Annotated in this window: 15 protein-coding genes; all 15 read right to left on the minus strand. The window is 67.6% G+C overall.

From position 1 onward, the window contains the following. Nucleotides 1-43: 43 nt before the first annotated feature. The 15 genes from NJ69_RS07085 to NJ69_RS07155 all read right to left on the minus strand — a co-directional run bounded on the left by NJ69_RS07085 (nucleotide 44) and on the right by NJ69_RS07155 (nucleotide 21,080). Entirely contained in the window at nucleotides 44-1,234 is a 1,191-nt protein-coding gene (locus NJ69_RS07085) for a hypothetical protein (protein WP_039577516.1), read from the minus strand. A 76-nt stretch (nucleotides 1,235-1,310) separates the two neighbouring features. Continuing rightward, entirely contained in the window at nucleotides 1,311-2,930 is a 1,620-nt protein-coding gene (locus tag NJ69_RS07090; protein WP_039577519.1) for an NADP-dependent glyceraldehyde-3-phosphate dehydrogenase, read from the minus strand. Between the two features lie 174 nt (nucleotides 2,931-3,104). After that, nucleotides 3,105-6,932, minus strand: a complete 3,828-nt coding sequence (locus NJ69_RS07095; RefSeq protein ID WP_039577522.1) for a dermonecrotic toxin domain-containing protein — start codon at nucleotides 6,930-6,932, stop codon at nucleotides 3,105-3,107. 78 nt (nucleotides 6,933-7,010) lie between these two features. Continuing rightward, entirely contained in the window at nucleotides 7,011-7,778 is a 768-nt protein-coding gene (locus NJ69_RS07100) for a carbohydrate deacetylase (protein ID WP_039577524.1), read from the minus strand. After that, nucleotides 7,750-8,892, minus strand: coding sequence for a GNAT family N-acetyltransferase (locus NJ69_RS07105; RefSeq protein WP_039577526.1), 1,143 nt, complete (start codon nucleotides 8,890-8,892; stop codon nucleotides 7,750-7,752). The genes NJ69_RS07100 and NJ69_RS07105 overlap by 29 nt, the downstream gene beginning before the upstream one ends. Before the next feature lie 3 nt (nucleotides 8,893-8,895). Then, the gene (locus tag NJ69_RS07110) at nucleotides 8,896-9,585 is read right to left on the minus strand and encodes a GNAT family N-acetyltransferase (protein ID WP_039577529.1); all 690 of its coding nucleotides are present in this window, start codon (nucleotides 9,583-9,585) and stop codon (nucleotides 8,896-8,898) included. A 34-nt stretch (nucleotides 9,586-9,619) separates the two neighbouring features. Then, the gene (locus NJ69_RS07115; RefSeq protein WP_039577532.1) at nucleotides 9,620-11,530 is read right to left on the minus strand and encodes a hypothetical protein; all 1,911 of its coding nucleotides are present in this window, start codon (nucleotides 11,528-11,530) and stop codon (nucleotides 9,620-9,622) included. Further along, the gene (locus tag NJ69_RS07120; RefSeq protein ID WP_039577534.1) at nucleotides 11,527-12,831 is read right to left on the minus strand and encodes a lipopolysaccharide biosynthesis protein; all 1,305 of its coding nucleotides are present in this window, start codon (nucleotides 12,829-12,831) and stop codon (nucleotides 11,527-11,529) included. The genes NJ69_RS07115 and NJ69_RS07120 overlap by 4 nt, the downstream gene beginning before the upstream one ends. Then, a complete protein-coding gene (locus NJ69_RS07125) occupies nucleotides 12,828-13,838 on the minus strand; it encodes a polysaccharide deacetylase family protein (RefSeq protein WP_039583154.1) in 1,011 nt (336 codons plus the stop codon). The genes NJ69_RS07120 and NJ69_RS07125 overlap by 4 nt, the downstream gene beginning before the upstream one ends. A 9-nt stretch (nucleotides 13,839-13,847) precedes the next feature. Beyond that, nucleotides 13,848-14,984, minus strand: a complete 1,137-nt coding sequence (locus tag NJ69_RS07130; RefSeq protein WP_039577536.1) for a glycosyltransferase — start codon at nucleotides 14,982-14,984, stop codon at nucleotides 13,848-13,850. Then, a complete protein-coding gene (locus NJ69_RS07135) occupies nucleotides 14,977-15,942 on the minus strand; it encodes a glycosyltransferase (protein WP_039577538.1) in 966 nt (321 codons plus the stop codon). The genes NJ69_RS07130 and NJ69_RS07135 overlap by 8 nt, the downstream gene beginning before the upstream one ends. Further along, entirely contained in the window at nucleotides 15,939-17,309 is a 1,371-nt protein-coding gene (locus tag NJ69_RS07140; RefSeq protein ID WP_039577541.1) for an O-antigen ligase family protein, read from the minus strand. The genes NJ69_RS07135 and NJ69_RS07140 overlap by 4 nt, the downstream gene beginning before the upstream one ends. Next, the gene (locus NJ69_RS07145) at nucleotides 17,306-18,424 is read right to left on the minus strand and encodes a glycosyltransferase (RefSeq protein WP_039577544.1); all 1,119 of its coding nucleotides are present in this window, start codon (nucleotides 18,422-18,424) and stop codon (nucleotides 17,306-17,308) included. The genes NJ69_RS07140 and NJ69_RS07145 overlap by 4 nt, the downstream gene beginning before the upstream one ends. Beyond that, the gene (locus NJ69_RS07150) at nucleotides 18,421-19,995 is read right to left on the minus strand and encodes a GumC family protein (RefSeq protein ID WP_039577546.1); all 1,575 of its coding nucleotides are present in this window, start codon (nucleotides 19,993-19,995) and stop codon (nucleotides 18,421-18,423) included. The genes NJ69_RS07145 and NJ69_RS07150 overlap by 4 nt, the downstream gene beginning before the upstream one ends. Nucleotides 19,996-20,012: 17 nt before the next feature. Further along, nucleotides 20,013-21,080 carry a polysaccharide biosynthesis/export family protein gene (locus NJ69_RS07155; protein WP_052192030.1) on the minus strand — a complete coding sequence of 356 codons (1,068 nt, stop codon included), beginning with the start codon at nucleotides 21,078-21,080 and terminating at the stop codon, nucleotides 20,013-20,015. Between the last annotated feature and the right edge of the window lie 12 nt (nucleotides 21,081-21,092).

Raw genomic sequence — 21,092 nt, forward strand, 5'->3', positions numbered from 1 at the left:
TCACTGGGGCCGTGCTGCGGCCCCTTTCTCACGGGCGGCCGGATCACCGCTCGCGCATGAAGAACCCTGCCACGTACTTGCGAAACGTCTCCGCGCTCTTGAAGTCGGCGTAGCGCTTGAAATGCTCCATCTCAGGCTCAGGCCCCACTGGCTCTTGCAGCAACGACACCGACAGCACCCGGTCCTGGTCGGACGTGAGCACCAGCTCGTCCATCACCTCGCCGCCGATCACCGGACGGCGCATCAGCACCTTCACACCTTTACCCGCCATCCAGTCGATCAGCGACACCAGCGCCTTCAACGGCTCGCGCTCTTCATCCCGATACACCGGAAACAGCTGCCCACGCGACAGCACCGGCACACTGGCGATGTGGATCAGTTCATAGAACTGGCTGCCGGCGGTCGCCGGTGAGTAGAGCGCCAGGGCCAGCAGCGGGCCGCCGGTTTTACTGCCACCCCAGAGCAGGTGATGGCCTTGGAAATCGAAACCGTCCTCGCTGGCGGCGGTGAACACCTTGCGTCCGGCGATGCGCTCCACGCAGTCGAGCAGCAAGCCATGGCGGCGATGCTCGCCGAACAGGCTGGAATCGCGCAGACGCGCCTTGAGCCGCATCATCGACTTCATGTCCAGCCGCGTTTCCAGGTAGTTGCTGGCTGGCACGCGCGCCAGCAGCGGATAGCGCGCAGCCACGCCGCGCAGTTCAGCGAACTGCGCGGTCAGGTCCTTTTTCAGGTGGGTGGCGTAGACATTCAGCCCGCTGGCCTCGATCCAGCTCAGCAGCAACGACAGCAGGCGCTGCTGTTCGCGCCGCGGCGTGCCATCGCCCAGCGCAGTGCCACTGGCAGCGCTGTCCTGACGAAAATCGCCCAGCAGTCGCAGCGGCGTATCCGGCGCCAGCCAGGCCGCCGGCGCTACCTGAGGCTCGGCGTGGCCGCCCGATTCACGGGCCTCCTTGCTGAATGGGCAGCCTGGCGCATGCTCGGGCGTCTCGGGGTTGTTACGCAGAAACAGCGTCCCGCTATTGCCATTGAGGCTGACATTGAGCACCGGCAGCGCGTCGCGCCGACAGTCGCACCCCAACCACTGGTTGGCGCTGCGCACCTTCATCAGCCACTGGTTGGCTTGCAGCAGCCGCGGCCCAACCAGGTTCCCCGTCACGAACCCCACCAGCAGTTCTTCTTCAGCCGCAGTGAGACTGCGCACCGACGCCCCGTTCTTCTCGATGATTCGCATGAAGCAGCTCCAAGCTGTAAGCGGCAAGCGCCGAGCCAAGCCGCGACTCTAGCAGCTTGCCGCCGACAGCTCACCGCTAAAAGATGTAGTCGGTGGTGAGGAAGCTGGACTGGCGGTTGCGGATGATCTCGCTGATCAAGGTCTTGTTGGCGTCCTGGAACTTGGTGGCGACCAAGGTGCGGATCGAGAACACCCGCAGCGCATCGTGCACCGACAGAGTGCCTTCGGCGCTGTTCTTGCGTCCGTTGAACGGGTAGGTGTCCGGGCCGCGTTGGCACTGGGCGTTGAGGTTGATGCGCCCGACCTGGTTGGCGAAGGTGTCGACCAGCTCGCCGATGGTCTGCGGGTCGTTGCCGAACAGGCTCAACTGCTGGCCGTAGTCGGAATCCAGCACGTAGTCGATCACGGTGTGCAGGTCGCGGTACGGCACCACGGGCACGACCGGACCGAACTGTTCTTCATGGTAGACACGCATGGCGGCGGTCACGGGATAGAGCAGGGCGGGATAGAAGAACGAGCCCCGGCTTTGGCCGCCGCCGGGGTTGATCACCTGCGCGCCGTGGGCCTTGGCATCGCTCACCAGGCCATTGAGGTAGTCGACCTTGCCAGGTTCAGGCAGCGGCGTCAGGGCCACGCCAGGCGCCCAGGGCATGCCGGGCTTGAGGGCGGCCAGCTTGTGCTGGAATTTTTCCAGGAAGGGCTCGACCACATCCTCGTGGACGAACAGGATCTTCAGCGCCGTGCAGCGCTGGCCGTTGAACGACAGCGCACCAGTCACGGCCTCGTCCACGGCGTTGTCCAGGTCCACCTGCGGCAGGACGATGCCGGGATTCTTCGCATCGAGGCCCAAGGCCGCACGCAGGCGGTGCGGTCGTGGGTGCAGTTTCTTCAGGTCGCTGGCGGCCTTGTGGGTGCCGATGAAGGCGAAGACATCGACCTTGCCGCTGGCCATCAGCGCGCTGACCGTCTCGCGGCCGCGACCGTAGATGACGTTGATCACCCCCGGCGGGAAGCTGTCGCGGAAGGCTTCGAGCAGGGGGCGGATCAGCAGCACGCCGAACTTGGCGGGCTTGAACACCACCGTGTTGCCCATGATCAGCGCCGGAATCAGGGTGGTGAAGGTTTCGTTCAGCGGGTAGTTGTAAGGCCCCATGCACAGCGCCACGCCCAGTGGCGCGCGGCGGATCTGGCCGAGGGTGCCCTGTTCGAGCTCGAAGCGGCTGGAGCGACGGTCCAGATCCTTCAAGGCGTTGATGGTGTCGACGATGTAGTCGCAGGTGCGGTCGAACTCTTTTTCCGAGTCCTTGAGGTTCTTGCCGATCTCCCACATCAGCAGCTTGACCACCGCGCCGCGCTGCTCGCGCATGCGCGCCAGGAAGCCCTCGACATGCTGGATGCGCTCGGCCACGCGCATGTTCGGCCAGGCGCCGCGGCCTTTGTCGTAGGCCTGAACGGCGGCATCGAGCGCGGTGAGCGCAGTGTCGGCGTCAAGCAAGGGGGCGCTGCCGAGCACCACCTGGCGTTCGCCGTCGCTGTGCTTGAGCCAGACTGGACTGCGGACGGTGGCCAGTGGCCCTTGCCACTGCCTGAGTTCGCCGCCTACGAGGTAGTCGCGTTGTTCCAGCGGCTCGCCCAGACGCCAGGTGTCGGGAATGTCTTCAGGGGCGGGGAAAAGTGCATCGAGCAGACGGTCCATGGTTACTGCGCCTCACGTAGCTGAGCGAATGAAACGTTTCAGCCGAGCATGCACCGGCTGCCACAAAGTTTCCAGTGTGGCCCAACATCGGTGAAGGCGCGCTGCGGGTGATCACGCGCGGGTGTTCGCGGCGCCGACCTGCTGCCCAGCACGGCAGCAGGTCGGCGCCTGCGATCAGCTTTGCTCGATCGGGCGGTCCAGCAGATTGATCGCCGGTTGGGCCAGGACCCGCCGTCGGTAGTACCGGTCCTGGTCCTGCCGTTCCAGACGCCGCCAGGTCTCGGTGCGGGTGTGGGGCAGGCCGTCCAGGTAACGGTCGCTTTCGAGCAGTTCGCGCAGATCGCGGCGCCAGGCCAGTGGCAGCCGCGACCAAATGCCCAGCTGGGCGTCGTTCGCTTCGGCCAGCAATTCCTCGTAGTCGCTGTCCGGCACCAGCAGGTCGATGCCTGTGGCGCTGTAGAAGGCGTCGATCTGTTCGGCAGCGACCGCGCTGAGGGTTTCGCTTTCCAGGCGCAGGGTGCGCGCGATCCGGTCGGGCAGGGCGAAGGCCGGCGGTAGCGTTTGCAGCGGATTGCGGGAAAAGTCCAGCAGCAGCGGATCGAGCAGATGCTGCAAGCCCGTAGGCAGCGTCGACAGCAGGCAGTTGTCCATGTACAGCGTGCGGATCTGTACGTGGCGGGACAGGTCGGGGGCGCGGGTCAGCGGGCAGTCGGAGAAGTCCACCACGCGCAGGTTGAGGTAGCGGTCGAAGTCTGCTTGCTGAGCGGGGTCCCAGGTGATCGGATTGCGGTCCATTTCCAGCCAGACCAGCGCCTCTGGCCGGGTCAACCGTGGCAAACGAGTGAAGCCGCAACCCCGTAGCTTCAGGCGTTCCAGCGCCGGAAAGCGTTGCAGCCAGTGCTCGGGCAGGCGGCTGAGGGCGGCGCTGTGGGTCAGGTCCAGCTCGGTGATGTGGCGAAAATCGTCCGGCAGGACCAGGCTTTCCAGGCTCGCGTTGTCCAGGCCGATGCCGGAAAGGTCCATCACGTGCTGGGCAGTACCGTCCATCAACCTGACGATCGAGCTGCCGCGCTGGGCGTCGACGATGCGCTGCATGGCTCGCTGGCGCCGGGCCGAGGTGCCAGCCCAACGGGTCAGTTGCGCCTGCAGGTCACGCAGTCGGGCCTCCAGGCGCGCCACTTCGATTTCAGGCACACGCAGCGCGGCCTGCCAGTCGCGCAGGGTCCGTTGGGCGTCTTCCAGGCTGGCCAACGGGTACAGCCGCCGCAAGCGTGAGGCCAGCGAATGGTGGGAGAAATCGTCAGGTCGCTGCGGCGTCGGGTCCAGGCCGCCCAGCAGGCGTAGTCGGCTGCGCCAACCTGGGTGCTCGGGGGCGAGCAGACGCTGCCTGAAGGTACCTCGGGCAGCGCCGATCAGTGTGCGCAAGCGTACACGTAGCGCATCTGCACCGCCTTGGGCGAGCGTCGTGCCCAACTCCTGCGGCAGGGTCCACAGCAACGCTTCGAGCAGGTCGTGGCTGACCCTGCCCGGTGCTGGGCGTTCGCCCAGGTCGGCCTCGTAGCCCGCCGCCGACTTGATCAGGCGCAGCCGGCGCGGTGCCAAAGGCACGCCGCACTCGCGTAGCAGTGCGCCGTCCGGGCTGGCAGCGCGCAGCGCCAGGTGCAGGTCCTGCGGCCAGTCCGGCAGGCGGGTCAGGCTGGCGAACAGCAGGCGCTCGCTGGATTCCCCCGCCAGGATGGGCAGGTGTAAACCTTCCAGGCCACGCGCCAGCGGCAGCTCGCAGCGCAGCCGGTCGAGTGTTTGTCGTAGCGACGGGGGCAGGGTATCGGTGCTGCGCCACAGGGCACGTTCTTCGTCCGGTAGGGCGTTCACCAACCGCCGCGCCAGCGGGGCTGGCACGTCGGAATAGCGGTCCAGCAGACGCGCGGTATCGGTATCGATGGTCACAGCGCCATAGCGCTCGGCGATGGCGTCTATCCAGGCCTGTGCCGTCTGGCCGGGCAGATCGGCTGCCACGTCTCGCGCGATCTTCAGGCGCTCCAGGGTGTCGGCCAGCAACGGCGGTGTTGGCAGGTTGTTGAGGTGGATCTCACGCAACGCAGTGCTGTTCAGCCCGGTAATGTCCAAGGCCATGAGCGCCTCGGCTTCGCTGACATCGGCCAAGGTTGGACCCAGCCGCTGTACCAGCTTGTGTACATCCCACGCCTGCGGCTGTTCGTGCTCGACGCGCCAGGCGCCGTCGCCGTTGTGCTCCAACAAGGGGGCGTAGGCGTGCGCGTCGTCTGGGTGGACCAGGCGCCAACGTTGCAGGACCGGGTCCAGGCGCTGCTCGTACAACTGGCCATCGAGGCGGATGAAGTGGCGTCCCTGGTCGACGAACTGACCTCGGGCATTGGCGGTCAGCGCTTGCGGCAGTTCGACCTGACTGCGGTAGCCCGTCAGGTCGGGCAACCACAGGCGCTGCGTGCCATCGGCCAGCTCGACGGGCATCAAGCGCTCCATCAGCGGTGTGCTGGCGAGCTTGCCGGCCACGGCACCTGCAGCGCCGAGTCCGGCGATCAGCGCCAGGTTCAGGCCAGTGGTTTCCAGGTGCTGCAAGGCTTCTCGGCGATCGCCCACGCTCCAGGCCTGGTAACCGGCGTACACCTCGTCGAGCAACTGATACGCGGTCACCAGCAGCATCAGGCCCCCCACCGCCGGGACGAAGAATCCAGCGGCCATCAGCGCGTTGAGGCCCAGGCTCTGCCACAGCGCCAGGCGACGTTTACGCGCCTGCTCGTCGGCTTCGGCGGTGGGCACGGCGAGCAGGCGCGCTTCGGCTTTGAGCCGCGCCACATGGTCGTCGAAGAGGAAGTCGAACAGCGATGTGCCGATGCCCAGCACACGCAGGTGCAGATCGGCGTCGGCGGCCAGGCTCCAGGCCTGGTCCATGCCACTGTGCCCACTGTCGAGGTTCTGCTGTGCGCGGTCGAGCAAAGCGCCCCATTGGGCTTTGTCGACGTAGGCGCTGAACGCCTGGCGTGAGGCCGGTGCCAGCAAGGCCTGTTGCAGGTGCGTGCGCACCGCCTCGAGGCTATCGAACTGACGCAGCATCGTTTCGTGACTGGGCAGGTAGAGCAGCAGTCCGGCAGCGCCGGCATCGATCAGCAATGCCTCGTGCAGCCTCACACCGAACAGCTCCAGTTGCTGGCAGGTGATCCCGGGCTGTCCGTCGATCAGTCGCTGCACGGCGTCCAGTGCAGCGCCGCTGATCTGGTGCCGCACATGAGCCAGGTCGGCGCTGGCGCGCAGGCTGTGCTGGTACAGGGCGATGGCGGCGGGGCGAACCGCGGGTGCAGCGAAGTGGCTGTCCAAGTGCGCCTGATACTGGCCGCCCAGGTCGAGGCGTCGGCACGTGTCGGCGAAATCGGCGGGGGACAAGGGCAGTGCCGTGATCTCGAACTGCTCGGAGTGCAACGGGATGTCCACCAGGGTTTCACTGTCGCCCAGGGTGGTTTTACCGATGACCGTGACGGCCCGCCGTGTGGCATGGCCTTCGAGCGCCAGGGCGCTGTCGGCGCTGAAGCTGACGTCGGCGGCGAAATTATGCAGCGCCGCTTCCAGCAGCGAACGGCGCTCGTGGGTGGTGACGTAGACGTCGTGGGTGAACAGATGATGCAGCCAGATCAGTTCCGTGCTGCGCAAAGGGGCCGCGAACTGGTGTTCCTCGCGCAGACGCTCGCCGAGTCGAGGTTCGGCGAAGGCGCTGATCTGCTCCAGGCCGGTCAAGGCTTCGGCCAGTCGATGGCGCGCAGCGTCCAGGCGCGACTGGCTTGACAGCAGCGCTTCGCGCAAAGCAGGCGCTGCGTTGGCGAACCAGTCGGCCTCTGCGCCAGGTTCGCCCTGGGGCGGTGTGAGGCGTGCGCTCAAGGCCTGCCAGTGGGCCGCGTGCAGCGTCTTGGCCCAGGCGGGCAGCCGGGCGGCAAGGAAGTGCTGGTGGGGATGGGTAGCGCTCGGAGGCATGGGCCGGTCTCCTGTTCGGGAAGGCCACAGGAGACGCCACGCCCAGCGACGCGCGGTGGTAGATAGAGGGCACCCGCCTCAGCGATCCCCTAGCCCGGCGTAGCCCACTCGCTCGACGCCTGACAGGTGCTGGTCCAGCAGTTGCACCAGCGATTCGCCCGGTGGCAGATAGGCGTCGCCGAAGTCATGCCTGTCCAGCGCACTGGGATGCGCCACCACCTCCAGCACGCCGTGGCTCGGCGCCAGACCGTGCTTGAGGTCCAGTGGCGTGCAGACATGGTCGGCGGTCACCGCGCACAGCTGTTTCAGGCGGCGGTTGAGCAGGGTCTTGAACACCCGCTTGAGCGGGCCGATGTTGGCGCCGATGTTGCGCGCCAGGCGCACTGGCACGCCCTGCTCGCGGGCGAAGCGCGCCACTACGTCGCCGACCGGCCAGATATTGTGCACGTGCTGGTGCGAATCCAGGTGGCTGGGCCTGACGCCATGGGCCAGGCAGCGTTGCCACTGGGCATCGAGCTCCTGGCGCACGGCCTCGCGCTCACTCGGTGACAGGCGCAGGGTGCGCTGGCGCAGTTGCAGGTCGAAGCCGCCCTGGGCATCGCACAGCCGCCGTTCGGCGCGAATCGCCCGGCTCAACGGCGAGCCATAGGTGAGGTTGACGTGCAGGCCGATGCGCCCGGCGAGCGTCGGTTGTTGCGCCAGTTCGCACGCCGCCTCGAAGGCCGGCATGTTGGCCATCAGCGTCGCCGAACTGATCAGCCCGGTCTGGAAGGCCCGGACGATGACGGCGTTGACTTCGTCGTCCAGGCCGAAATCGTCAGCGTTGACTATGACCCGCAATGGCATCGGCGCGCTCCTGTGCTGGGGGGGAAGGGGTGTCGGGTTTACGCCGGCGCTTGAGCCAGCGCCAGGCGCGCAGGGCCAGGCCCAGGGCGATGCCGTCGAGGCGCCAGCTGTAGCAGCTCAGGCGCCATTGCTCGAGTTGTCCGGTCTGGCGTTCGTGCAGTTGATGGCTGGAGTTCTCCAGGCTCACCCGCGACGCGTCGACCCAGCTCCAGCCGTCGTCCAGGCCCCAGTGGATCCACTCTTCGAGCAGCACCCGGCCGCTGCCCAGGTCGCGCTGTTCGGGGACGAAGGCCAGGTTGTAGTCATACACCCGGCCCCGTTCGAGCAGGCCCAGGCGATAGCTGATGCAGCGCCCGTCCAGTTCCAGCAGCACCAGGCACACCAGGCCCTCGGCGGCCAGCGCCGTGAAGGCCTGGTACATCCATTGGCGGCGCAGGGGGCCACTGAAGATGCCCACCTCGTCATCGCCTTTCCAACTGGCCGCCTCGACGGCGCTCACCGCATCGAGCCAGTGCTCGATGTCAGCGCGCGTCGGCATGATCCGGCGTACCTGTGCGCCGCAGGCGGCGATGCGCTTGCGCGCACGGCGCAGCTTGTAACGCGGGTCGCCGCTGATCTCCTGGCGGTCGGCCTGGCTGATACGGTGCACCGGCACGCGGCAGGTCAGGCGGCGCTCGAAGGTCGAGCTGGCGGCGGCCCACTGTTGCAGCCAGTCGCTGTCGCCGTCTGGCACTTCGCTCAGTTGCAGCAGGGCGTGCGGCAGCCTGCCACGGATGGCCTTGAGTACCGCACCGGCGTGGCTGACCGGCAGGTCCAGCAGCAGGGCGATCCGGTCGCTCAGCGGATGGCCCAGGTGGCGCACCACCGGCACGTTCAACGGCCCCAGCGGCTGGCGTTCGCGTACCAGGGGCAGGCACAGGCACAGGCGTCCGTCCAAGTGGCCAAGCAACACCTGCAACTGCTGACCCGGCTGCAACGCCGCTTCGGCGGCGCGCAGCCAGCCCAGGTGATTGAAGGGCGTGCTGGCGGCCACGCGCTGACGCAGCGCTTCGTAGCCGGCCGCCGGAAAACTCGGGGTGCACAGCGAGGCGCACCAACTCAATTGCAGGGCCACCGCTCAGGACGCCGTGGCCGTGGTGTGGTGCGCGGCGTGCTTGCGCAGCGGCGCCAGGCGCGAGTCGCGATAGCGGCTTTCGCGGAAGAACTTCCAGCGCCCGAACAGGCAGTAGACATGCATGATGCGACCTTGCTCCTGATAGCCCATGCGCAGGTGCAGCTTGAGCGCCGGGATGTTGTGTTGTTCGCAGACGTCCACCACGGTCGTGCAGCCCTGCGCGGCCATGGCTTGCCACAGCGCCACCTGCAGGTCCACCGACAGTCGCGTGCCCCAGTAACGACGGATCAGTTCGCCGCCGAACTCGAAGAACTCGCCCGGGCCTACCGGGAACCAGCAGCCGTAGTAATGGCGGTCGTGGTAATGCCGGGCGCTGCCCCAGATGAAGGCGACCGCATCGCCTTCGTCGTCGAGGAACATCAGCCCGGTATGGCCTTCGCCGGCCAGTTCGCGCATGGTCTCGACGCGGTCGCCGAAATACCGGGCGAAAGCCCTGACGTTGGTCATGCTGATGTTTTCCAGGCGCAGTGGCGGGTAGGGCTTGAGCCGGTGCGGCGGCACGGGAGCCTGCAGGTCGCGCTGCATCCACAACAGTTCCCAATGATAGAAAACGTAGCGCCGCCAGGCGCTGGCCAGGGTGTTGCGCAGGCCCTTGCGCTGGATGCGTTCGCGGATCTTGCTCAGTGCACGCATGCTTCCTCCGGTGGGTGACGGCTCGTCCAGCGTCTTACGACGCGTTCCAGGTCAGGGCGAACAGCGTCTGCCCTGGCAGTTGAAAACTCAGGCGCCCCTGGCGGCAGTCGAAACGGCCGACGCGTGGGCGGTTGTCGGGGCCGAACAGCTCCAACTGCCCGCTGGGGCAGCGCTCCAGGGACAGTTCGACCTGTTGCTGCCGGTCGGCCTTGTTCACCCCCAGCAGGCTGCGCTGGCGACCGTCGGCCATGGCCAGGGCGTCGACCTCGAAGGCGTCGTTGTCCAAGGCCAGCACCTGGGTCAGCCAGTGGCGCTGGATGAACTGCTGGGCCAGGCCCACCGGCTTGAGCTCGAAGCGCGTTTCACCGAGCACACGGACCATGCCCTTGGGCCACTGCGGCTCGTCGGCGACGTGAAACCAGTTGAGCATGTCAAGCAGGCCGTCGGACGAGGCGTTGATCACCACCGAGGCCCACCACAGGCCGGCGTAGTGGGTGTTCTGCTCGTAGGGGCTGAGGGTCGAGCCGCTGGACAGGTTGGTCTGGTCGATCAGTAGCGCCTTGCGCGGTCGACCCTGGGCGTCGAGGCCGACCAGGTCGGCGGCCTGGCGCACACTGTCGCGGTAGCTGCGGGTGGCCAGCAGGTCGCGCACCATCCACTCATGCCAGGCCAGGGCGTCGATCTGCGCGCCCTGTTCCTCCAGCAGGCGGCGCGCCCAGTCCAGGCCGCGGCGCTGCTGACTGGCGCGGGTGAACGGCCCGCCGATCAGGCGCGAGGAGGCGGGCATGGCGATGCGCACGCCCGCTTCGCGAGCGCCAGGCCAGGCGCGCACGCGTGCGGCCATGGCGCTGAAGAAATCGCGGTAGCTGGCGTAGTCGCGATAGTTGAGGTTGGGCTCGTCGGCGAAGGCCAGGTAGTGCAGGCCCTTGCCGCCCAGCCGCGCGGTGGCGACCAGCCAGGCCTGCAAACCGTCGTGGCTGGTGCGGTCGGCAGCCAGGTCGGCGCGCCGGCCGGTACCGGCCAGCAGGGTGATGTCCTGGCCAATGGCGAAACGCTCTTGATACAGGCGCCGCCAGGCGTCCTCGTAATCAGGCTGACGCGCCAGTACGTCCATGAAACTGTAGTAGCCGGCCGCCTGCGGGCGCAGCGCATCGAGCACGGCGAAACTGGACGGCGGTGGCAGGACATAGGGCAGGTTCAGCCCCAGCAGCGGCGTGCGTCCGATCACCTTGGCCTGTAGGCGCAGGTGTACTTGACCGGGCAGGTCGGGCAGGTCGCTCAGGTCCTCGGCGCGCTGGGCGAACAGGTTGGCGCTGCCGTCGAGCCAGAACGCCGCCTTACCGCGCCCTTGCAGGCGCAAGCGCCAGGTTTCGTCGCGGCGACTGGTCGGCAGCGCTTGCTGGTCGAACTGCCAGTAGGCCGGGTAAGGCTTGAGCGTCAGGTTCACCTGCTGGCCATCGCCCAGGCGCTGGGCCCAGAGGCCGCGCACGCCGCCGTGGTACTTGCCGGCCAGGATGGCCTGTTCGCCCGCCTTGACCCGGAAGTACAGGGTCACGTCTGGCCCGACCTCGGCGCTGAAGTGCACCTTGGCCGGGGCGAACTGCGCGCCGGTGCTGTCCGCGTGCTCGGCCTGGTAATCGCGAAAACTGTAGCCCGGCACTTCCAGACGGTACGGTCCGGCGCCGGGCGTCAGCGGCCAGCGCTGCTCGCCACGCACCTCGGCGGCGTCTATGCGGCGCTCGCCGCACAGTTGCCCGTGGCCGTCGAGCAGGTACAGGTGCTCGCTGTTGGCATCGGCCTGCCAGGCTGGGCGCCAGCGCACCAGCAGGGTGTCTTCGGCGCTCGGTTGCAGGTACAGGCTGCCGTCGCGGATGTCGCCCCATTGCAGCTCGGCGGCCTGCAGCCATGGCGCACCCAGGACCATCAGCAGCAGCCAGCGCTTCATGCCGGCCTCCGTTGCAGCAACTGGCGCAATGGGATGCAGTCGCTGGGCAGCATGATCAGCGTGTGCCACAGCGGCACGCCGCTGAGCCGGCAGTACAGCACCAGCATGGCCAGGGTCACCGCCAGGTAGGCGATGGAGGACGCCGCGGCCGCGCCGACGATACCCCAGTGCGGAATCAGCAGCAGGTTGAGCAGCAGGTTGAGCGCAGCGCCGGCCGCCATCATCAGCGACACCGCGCCAGGGCGGTTCTTGCCCAGCAGGTCCAGGCGCAGGATGCTCGCGTAGCACAGCCCCAGCAGGCCTGGCAGCAAGGCCAGCAGTGCGGGATAAGCCGGCTGGTAGGCGATGCCGAACAAGGTGACGATCAGCCAGTCGCCGATCAGCGCCATGCCCAGGCAGGCACCGAGCATCACCGTGGCGGTCAGGCGCAGGGCCAGCGGCGTCAGCTTTTCCATGCCGGCGTCCTGTTGCAGCAGGCGTTTCATCAGCGGCGTGGTGACCGCCTCGGGCACGATCAACAGCAGTTCGGCAGCGGCGCTGGCCATGGCGTAATGGCCCAGTGCGGTGCTGCCGAGCAGGGCGCCGATGAACAGGTAGTCGGCGCGCAGGATCAGTTGCTGACAGAGCAGGTCCGGGTGGCTCTTGGCGCTGTAGGCGAGCAGTTCGCGCTGGCCGCTGCGGTCCCAGCGCAGGCGCAGGGGGTGCTGGCGGCGCAGCCACCACAGGCCGAGCACCAGCACCAGCGCGATGCCGGCCAGCCAGCTGATCAGCGCCGCCTCGAGCGCCTGTTCGCGCCACATCCAGAACAGCCCGAGAAACAGCAGCAGCGGCGCCAGCGATTCGCTCAGGCGTAGCAGGTTGAAGGCGCCGACGTCGCCGCTGGCGTTGTGCAGGGTCAGCAGCCCGCTCTTGAGCACCGTCATCGGCACCGCCAGCAGCAACAGCCAGGCCAGCAGGCCCAGTTGCAGGGTGATGTCCAGCTCGCCGCCGAAGGTGCGCACCAGCGCCACGCAGGCCAAGGTCAGCAGGCCGGCCAGCAGGCAGCCGTAGATCAGCACCTGGGCCAGCAGCAGGCCCATGTCGCGCTGCTTGGCCGCCTGGTAACCCAGGGCACTGTTCAAGCCGCCGCTGGTGGCGGCGCTGATCAGGTCGGGCAGGGTGCTGAGCAGGGCGAACAGGCCGCGCTCGCTGGGGCCGAGGATCCGCGCCAGCAACACATTGCGCAGCAGGCGCAGGGCGATCATCGCCAGCTTGGTGCCCATGCTCAGCGCCAGGTGGCGCAGGTAGTGGTTGCGGCTCATGGGCGGCTGCCCCGGGCGATACGCCAGCCCAGCAGCGAAGGGTGGCTGGCGCTGCGCTGACTGACGCCGATGCGTGGCAGCGCCAGGGCATCGTCCCGGCCCTGGCAGATGCCGGGGCGGGTGCTCAGGGCAAAGGGGTAGTGGTGGGCGGCGATGCGCGCGCGTACGCGTGGGTCATGGTCGCCATTGGGGTAGCAGTACACCGGCAGCGGCTGGCGACAGCCTTGCTGCAAGGCGTGGTGGCTGCGCTGGATCTCCGCGTCCAGGCCGTTGTCGTCCAGGCCCGGCAGCAGCGCATGGCTGGCTCCGTGGGGGCCGAAGCGCACCAGGCCGGACGCTTCCAGTTGGCGTACTTGATGCCAGTCCATGGCCTGGGGCAGGGCGTCTGCGGGGCAGGCGTCGGTCAACTGCAGCAGGGTCGCTGAATCGAGGGTCTTGAGGCTTTGCAGGTAGTGCGCCAGGGCCAGGCTGCGCGCGGGCGTCTGCTCGGCCAGCGCCGCAGCGGGCGGCAGCGGGCGGCCGAGATCGTGCAAAGCGTCGATGAGGGCGCGTCGGGCGGGTTCGCCATGGCTGCCCCACAGGGTTTCGCCGACGCTCTCCCACCAGAAGCGCTGGCGGCTGCCGATGTAGTCGGTGGACAGGAAGATGCTCGCCGGGGTCTGGTACTGGTGCAGCAAGGCGAAGGCGTGGCTGGCGTTGTCGCGCCAACCGTCATCGAAGGTCAGGGCGAGTTTCGGGCGTTGGTCGCCACGTGGGCGGCCTTGGCACTGCAGCAGGTCCATGAGCCCGACGCAGTCGAAGTGCCGTGGCAGCCAGCGCAGCAGGCGCTCGAAGGCGCGCGGACCGACGCACAGCTCGTTGCGGTGAGGCAGCGCCGCACTGGCGTCATCGGCCAGCACCCGGTGCAGCATCAGGATCACCCCGGCGCCGCGCAATTCGGCGCGCCCTTGGGGCGATCTGAGGTAGAGCCAGCCACTGGCCTGTTTGATCCGGGTCTTGATCGGCATGTCCATCGCTCATCGATTCTGGTCGGGGTTCCACTGCGTGTAGCGGTGCCCGCGCAGGAATTGCCACAGGCCCACGCACATGCCGGCCAGGGTCACCAGCACGAACGCCGCCAGGCGCAGCACTTTGGGCGGGCGCGCCGCGGGGTACAGCAGGCCCGCCAGCGCCGCGCCGTAGCCCAGCACCTGCAGCGCGAGGGTCAGTTGGTAGAAGGGCGATTGGCCGATCAGGCACAGGTTGGCCAGCAGCAGCGGCAGCAGCAACACCGGCGCCAGGCGGCGGATCAGCTTGTGGCTGATCAGGGCGATGGCGTACAGGCCGTGGCGCAGGGGATTGAGCAGTTCGCGGCGCGCAGCCAGGCTCTGCAGACCGCCGACGGTGACCCGCTGGCGACGGCGGAACTGTTTGTCGGCCTCGTCGACGCCCTGGTCGAGGACGATCGCCTGCGCCACGTAGACGATGCGTTTGCCCGCCACCGGCGCACAGGTGCTGATGTGGAAGTCGTCGTTGACCTGCGGCGGGATCGGTTGGAACAGCGCGCGACGCAGGGCCAGCAGTGCGCCGTCGGCCGAAACCATGCAGCCGGTGCGGTTTTCCACCTTACGCACCCACGCCTCGTAGTGGCGGTAAAGGCTGTCGCCCAGGCTCAGGCCTTTGCCGGGGTCGGGGATGATCATGTGCCCGGCGCTGGCACCTACGTCGGCATCGGCGAAGGGCGCCAGCAGCAGGCCCAGGGTGTTGCCGGCCCATTGATTGTCGGCATCGGTGAAGACCAGGATGTCGCCCCGACAGTGCGCCACCGCCGTGTTCAGCGCGCCGGGTTTGCCCAGGCGCGGCAGGTCGAGCACCTGCACCCGGGGGTCGTTCAAGGCCCGCGCCAGCGCCACGGTCTGGTCGCTGGAACCGTCGCTGGCCACCAGCACCTGCAACTCGGCGGCCTGGTAATCCTGGTTCAGCACGCTGTTGAGCTTGGCCTGGATATGGCGCTGCTCGTTGTGTGCGGCGATCACCACGCTGACCCGTTGCGCGGGCAGCGCTGCGCGCCTGCGCCTGGGGAACAACGGCGCGGCCAGCGACAGCAGCAGCGGATAGCCGACCCAGGCGTACAGGAGCAGCGACAGGCACAGCCAAAAGATGAACTCAGCCACGGGCGGGCCTCCTTGCGCTGCGGTTGAGCAGACTGAGCACGAAGGCCGCACCGGCGATGTGCAGGCGCAGCCAGTGCAGAATAAAGAGTTGCAGGGTGAACAGCGCATCGCGCTGGCGCAGGCTCTGGCGCACCGCCAGGGCCACGGCGGGTAGGGCGCCGCCAAGCAGCAACCCCAGGGCCAGGCCGGCGAACCCGCACAGCAGCGCCGAGAGCGCGAGCGCGTCGATCAACCACACGCCCAGCGACAGCAGCGGAAAGCGCAGCAACCGTAAGCTGGCGCCGTGGCTGCGCAACAGTTGCAGGTGACTGCCCTGGCGCCACAGCTCCTTGCCCAGCCATTCGCCCCAACTGCCCTCGAAGCCCCAATGCAGCACCGCCGGTTGGCACACCAGGCGCAGCCGCGCCCCGGCCTCGTGCAGACGCAGGGTGAAGTCCTTGTCCTCACCGGTGCGCAGGGCCTCGTCGAAGCCGCCCACCTGGACGAACCAGGTGCGGCGCATGAGCAGATTCGGCGTCGGCAGCCAGGTGCGCGACTGCACCGGCTGGCCGCCGCGCAGGGTACGGCGTTGCCAGGCGTGGGCGAACCACGGCGCCTGGCCTGGGGTGTCGCAGTCGAGGGCGAAGACGTCGCCGCGCTCCTGCTGTTGCAGGTCCATCAGCAAGGCCAGCCAGTTGGCGGGCACCTCGATGTCGGCGTCGACGAACGCCAGCCACTCGCCGCGACTGACCTCGGCGCCGCGGTTGCGCAGTGCGCCGATGGACACGCCCGGCAGGCTCAGCACCTGCGCGCCATGGCGGCGGGCGATGGCCGGTCCGTTGTCGCGCGAACCGTTGTCGACCACGATCAGCTCGCACTCCAGCCCCGCGAAACGCGCGGCCTGGCGCGCGGCATCCAAGGTCCGGCCAATGTGCCGGGCTTCGTCGAACATGGGGATGACGATGCTGACCACACTCATGCCTTGGCCTCCGCCAGCTGGGGCTCACGGGCCTGGCGCAGCAGCACGCTGGACAGCGCCAGCATCATCCACAGGTACTTGTGGCTGGGCGCGCTGAGGAACATCAGGAACAGCCCGATGGCCAGCATGCACATGGTCAGGTGGGTCATCAGGTCGGCGCGCGCCACATCGCCCGTCGCGCGCCAGGCCGCGCGGGCCTGCCAGAAATTGCGCAGGGCCAGGGCGATCATGCCGACGAAGGCCAGCCCGGCCGGTACGCCGGTTTCGCTGAACAGCTCCAGATAGGTGTTGTGGGCGCGGCGGTAGAGGTCGGTGGTCTTGCTGTTCTCCGGGGCGAAGGCCTTGGAGAAGCCGGTGTCGGCGTAGTGCAGCGGGAAGGTGCCGGGGCCGGTGCCGAGCAATGGGCTGTGGCTGATCATGCGCTGGCCGACCACCAGGTAAGAGGAACGCCGCCCCAGGGACTCGTCCTGGTGCGCGTTGACCCCGGACTTGAGCAGCATCAGCGACTCGATGCGCTCGGCGTAGCCCGCCGGCATCAGCGCTGCGCCCAGCGGCAGCACCACGGCGATACCGAGCAGGGCGAAGCCCAGGTGTCGGGGGCGGATGCGGGTGAGCTGTTCGCGGTAGTTGTAGAGCACGATGCCCAGGCTGATCAGCAGTACCACCAGTCCCGAGCGCGACTCGGTCTTGGTCATGCCCACCAGCAGCAGCACGCAGCAGCCAGCCCAGAACAGCTTGAGCAGGATGTGCCGGGTCTTGATCGTCAGCCACAGCCCCAGCGGCATGGCGATGGTGATCAGCAGGGCGAAGGCGTTGGGATCGAGCATGGCCGAGGCGCGGCCTTGCTCCTGGTATTTGGTGGAGAAGATGGCGAACAGGCAGGTGACGCAGACGCTGACGGTGATCAGCCTGGCCAGCATCGGCAGGTTGAGGTCACGGCCCACCAGCAAGGTGATGACGAACACGATCAGCCCCACCAGTAGTTCGCGCAGGTGGACCAGCGACAGGGCCAGGCTGTCGCTGGTCCACAGGCTCAGCAGGTACAGGGCCATGAACGGCAGCAGCAGGCGCCATTGATTGCTGCGCAGGCGCTCGCCCGGCAATTGGCGCACCGCCAGTTGCAGGGTGAGGATCAGCACCAGGCCCAGGCCGATCAGCTTGGCCCCGGAGACCAGGCTGTCCTTGAGCAAACCTTCCAGCGGTACCAGCGCCGCGATGGCCAGCAGACCCCAGGCGGGCTTGCGGTACAGCACCAGCGCACCGGCCAGGCCGACCACGGCGCCCGGGGCGAGGAAGGGGTAGGGGCTGGCCAGCAAGCCGAGCGACAGCAGGGCCGCCAGGCCCACCAGTGACAGTGGCACGATCATGCGACGACCTCCTGGGTGGCGCCCCGGTACACCAAGGCCCAGTGCTGGGCCAGGGTGGGCAGGTGATGGCGCTCGCGTTGGGTCTGGCGGGCGCGGGCGACCAGTTCCTCGGCCTGCTGCGGGTCGTCCAGCAGGGCGTGCAGGTGAGCGCCCAGTTCCTCGACCGCGAGCGGCGCGGCGAGCAGGCCGCTGCGCCCGTGCTCGATCACGTCTGGGATGCCACCGACGCCGAACGCCACCACCGGTACGCCGTCCTGCATGGCTTCGAGCAGGATCATCGGCGTGCCTTCGGTGCGCGAGCTGATCACCAGGGCATCCAGGCGCTGCATCCAGGCCTGCATGTCGTGCTGGAAACCGGGCAGGGTGATGCGTTCGCCGAGCCCGGCTGCGTCGATGCGTGCCTGCAAAACGGTGCGCTCCGGGCCTTCGCCGAGCATCACCGCGTGCACGTGCGGCTGGCGTTGGCACAGCGGGATCAGCGCGTCGAGGAACAGGTCCGGGCCTTTCTCGCTGGACAGCCGGCCGACGTAGCCAGCCAGCCAGTGATCCGTGCGTGCGCTGTGTCCATGCGCTTGGACGCGCTCCTGGGGCGCGCCCGCGCTGACGGGCTCCGGCAGGCCGTTGGGGATCACTTGAATCTTGCTGGCGGCCACCCCGGCCTGGCGGTGAATGCGGGCGATGCTCTGGGCCACGCACACCACGGTGGTGACCGTCGGGGTGCGGCACAGTTGCAGACTCAGCCAGGTGTAGAAGCGCTGCTTGCGGCTGCGCGGGGTGAAGCCGTGCTGGGTGGTCACCAAGGGCAAGCGCCAAACTGTGGCCGCCAGCCAGCCGAACAGCAGCCCCTTGAAGTTGTGGCTATTGAGCAACGGCCGGGCGCCGCGCTGCGCCGACACCACCCTGAGCACCTCGCCCAGGCCGTTGCACACCTGGCACTGGACACCGGCCTGGCGAAAGCGCGCCAGCAAGGCGTCCGGCGCGCCGAGGAACAGCACCTGGTGCCTGCCAGGGGTGGCCAGGCAGTGGTCCAGGAGCATGCGCTCGGCGCCGTAGAACCCGCCGCTGCCGAGCAGGTGCAGGATCGGCCGGCCAGCGGCAGTTAGAGCGGCGTTCAATGCCGCACCCAATGCAGCAGGCGCGGCAACGACCAGCCTTTATGCGGATTGGGCTGCGCCGGGTTCTGGTCGTTGATCACCAGCAGCACCGGCAGGTTCAGCGCCTGGCCGATCTGCGCCGGGTGCTTGAAGCGGTGGTCGAAGAACTCTTTGACGTAGACCAGGGCAATGGCCAGCAACAGCCCGGTGACCAGACCGAACGGAATGATCAGGCCCGGTTTCGGGAACGAGGCATTGGCCGGCTCGTAGGGCGCGCTGAGAATCCGCGCATTGGACTGGCTGCCGTCGAGCAGGCCCTGGCCACGGCTTTCCTCGTAGCGCTGGGCATAGGTGGAAAAGGCCTTGTGCAGGGCGTCGATCTCGGTGTCGAGCTGGCGGGTCTTGCTCTGGGTTTCACGCAGTTCGGTGATGCGCTGCTTGTAGTCGGCGATGCGCTGGGTCTTCTGGTCGATCACCTGCTGGGTCACGGCCAGGTCCTGCTGGCGTTCGCGGATGCGGTTCTCGACGATCTTCAGAAATTGCGCGCGCAGTTGGGCGATCTGCTGGCGGGCGATGACCATTTGCTCGGCGCCGGGCTGGAACACCGTAGCGTCGCCGTTGTAGCGGGCCAGTTGGGTGGTCAGTTGCTCGCCCAGTTGCTTGATCTCACGGTCTTCGAAGGCGATGTTGTCGACCGTGGTGGTGAAGGTGTAGGGGAAGGCGTAATCGGCCATCTTCGCCTTGCTCGCCGAGGCCAGCGCCGTTTGCAGGTAGTCCAGCCACTGCTGGTTTTCCAACTGGCGATCACGTTGCAGGTTGAGCGCCTGTTCCTCGGTGTTGATCGCGTTGAGGCGGAAGGTGATTTCCTCTTTGGGATCGGACGAGGCCACGGCCGTCAGCAGGCCCAGGCGCTGGCCTTCGAGGTCGTCCAGACGCGCCTGGTAGTGCAGTTTCTTCTGCTCGTAGAAGGTCTCGGGCAGTTCGTTGGACTGCAGGTCCTGGCGGTTCTTCAGAAAGTTGTCCAGCAGACGTGCGACGAACAGGGTGCCGACATGGGCGTCGTCGGCGCTGTAGGTGATGGAGATGACGTTGGAGCCGGGCAGGGTTTCCACCTTCAGGTCCTTGACCGCCTGGTCGGTGAGGTCGTCGAGCTGGGTGTCGCGCTCGTCGGCCACGTTCTTGCCCAGCGCCCGTTGCAACGGCTCGATCACAGCATGGCGCAGCGGGTCGATCAGGGTCCGGCGCAGCAGGCCCGGCTCCACCGGATACTGGCCTTCCTGGCGCAACTGGCCGATGGTCTGGCGGATCAGCGTGGGCGAGCGCAGGATGTTGCTTTCGGTCTCCATGTCGGCCAGCGACGGCGGGATGAACTGGTCCGCCTGCTGCGCCAGGGACGAGCTGGTGTCGCTCTGCGACAGCTTCTTGGACTGGACGATGACCTCGGCGGTGATGTCGAAGCTCTGCTTGAGCACCAGCGGCAGGATCAGCGCGATCACCGCGAAGATCAGGAACACCCGTTTCACCAACTGGCGGTTGGCGAAGAAGATGCGGAAGAACTCGTGCACGTAGTTCTCTTTCGGTTGCGTGGTCATGGTGGCTCCGTCCCCGGTCATTGGCCTGATGCCGCGCCATTGGCGGTTGAACTGCGGCGGTCGTTGTTGTCCTTGTTGTCCAGTCGGTAGCCGAAGCTCACGCCGATACCCTGGAACAGGATCACGTCAGCCAGTTGGCGCGACAGCTCGCCGGCGCTGGCCAGGGCGGTCTTGGGCACGTAGAGCATGTCTTCGGGCTGCAGGTAGGCGATGCTCTGGCTCTTGCCCGACAGGGCCTGGTCGACGTCGTACTGGTAAGCCTGCACGGTGTTGCCGGTGCGGCGCATGATCATCACCGAGCCGAGCTTGGCCTTGATCGTCGGGCCGCGGGCCAGGGTCAGCGCTTCGAGCACTGACACCGGACGGCGGATCTCGAACGCCCCAGGCTGGCCGACTTCGCCGAGCACGTAGATTTCGTTGGCGGCCGTGGACTTGAGCAGCACATCCACGCTCATGCGTCCCGGCAACTGCGCGTAGCGCTCGTTGAGGTAGTCGCGCAACTGGTTGACGGTCATGCCTTGCAGCGGCACCGAGCCGATTTCCGGGAAGGTCGCGCGGCCGTCGTTGCCCACGGTGATGTCGCGGCTCATGCCGGTGCCCGGATGGGTGAGGGCGTTCTTCAGGTTGATCTCGTCGGTCATGGGGCTGAGCACCCGTACCGTCACCTGGTCGCGGTTGGGCTTGAACACGCGCTTGTCGTTGTAGGCCTGGCGAATGGCGTTCTCGGCGTCGCTCGGGGTCAGGCCTTCGACGCGCACCGAGGCGTTGGTCGAGGGCAGGGTGATGCTGCCGTCGGGCTGCACCAGTTGCTGGCCGTTGAGGCTGCTGGCGGCCATGAAACTCAGGTCCAGGGTGTCACCGGACTGGATGCGGTAGACCCCGGCGGTGCGGTTGCTGACATGGAAGATCACTTCCAGCACGTCCTGCGGGCGCAGCACCTGTTCGCGCCGGGCCACCTCGGTGGCCTGGTTCTCGGTCGGCGGGGCGGTGAGGATCTGCACCGGCATCTGCCGGCCCTGCGGGCTGCTGCAAGCGGCCAGGGCCAGCACGCACAGGGCAATCGTGGGGTATCTCAGGGCGATCATCGTGTGCGTCCT

The sequence above is a fragment of the Pseudomonas parafulva genome (assembly GCF_000800255.1).
Taxonomy (GTDB): Bacteria; Pseudomonadota; Gammaproteobacteria; order Pseudomonadales; family Pseudomonadaceae; genus Aquipseudomonas; species Aquipseudomonas boreofloridensis.